The sequence below is a fragment of the Streptomyces beijiangensis genome, from assembly GCF_017315755.1.
Lineage (GTDB): Bacteria > Actinomycetota > Actinomycetes > Streptomycetales > Streptomycetaceae > Streptomyces > Streptomyces beijiangensis.
In genome coordinates, this window is the sequence record NZ_JAFLRJ010000600.1 from 1 (window position 1) to 1,004 (window position 1,004).

The 1,004-nt window shown below is 73.9% G+C and carries 1 protein-coding gene; it reads right to left on the bottom strand.

The features are described 5' to 3' along the window. Nucleotides 1-120: 120 nt before the first annotated feature. The coding region (locus J0695_RS37370; protein WP_206969207.1) for a S9 family peptidase at nucleotides 121-1,004 on the bottom strand (884 nt) is incomplete at its 5' end.

Consider the following 1,004-nt stretch of genomic DNA (forward strand, 5'->3'; position numbering starts at 1 on the left):
CCCGGCGGGGCGTGCACGACGAGGCCGGGGATCCGGCCCCGTCGTGGCAGCAGCCCGGCTTCGGGCCGCCGCCGCCCAGTGCGCCTCCGCCGGGCTGGTGACTCCTCCGCCGGGCTGTGACTACGGAGTCCTCAACGACCGCTTGAGGAAGTCCACTTGGAGCAGGAGAAGATTCTCCGCGACCTGCTCCTGGGGCGTCATGTGCGTGACACCGCTGAGCGGGAGCACCTCGTGCGGGCGGCCCGCGGCCAGCAGCGCCGAGGAGAGCCGCAGGGTGTGGGCGGCGACCACGTTGTCGTCCGCCAGGCCGTGGATGACCATCAACGGGCGTACCTGGTCCGCCGGTTCGGTGAGCCCGTCGCCGGTGACCAGCGAGTTGGCGGCGTAGACCTCGGGCTGAGCCGCCGGGTCCCCCAGGTACCGCTCGGTGTAGTGCGTGTCGTACAGCCGCCAGTCGGTCACCGGCGCGCCCGCGATCCCCGCGTGGAAGACGTCGGGGCGGCGGAGCACCGCGAGCGCGGCGAGGTAGCCGCCGTAGGACCAGCCGCGGATGGCGACCCGGCCGAGGTCCAGCGGGAAGCCCTGCTCCGCGAGGCCGTGCAGCGCGTCGACCTGGTCGTCCAGGGTGAGCGTGAAGTCGTCCCTGATCGCCTTCTCCCAGCCCGGCGAACGCCCGGGCGTGCCCCGCCCGTCGGCGACGACCACCGCGAAGCCCTGGTCGGCGAACCACTGCGAGGTGAGGTACGGATTCTGCGCGGCGACCACGCGCTGGCCGTGCGGGCCGCCGTAAGGGTCGAGCAGTACCGGAAGCGCTCCGTCCGACTCGCGGTGACCGGTGGGGAGCAGGACGGCGCACGGAATCTTCCGTGCGCCCCCCTCGGTGAGCCGCACGCGGGCGGTGAGTGCCGGGGTCTCGGCATACGAGACGAGCACGGCCACCTCCTTGCCGTCCCGCAGGACCCGGACCGCCGTGCCCGGCCGGTCGGGCACGGCGGTCCGGGTCC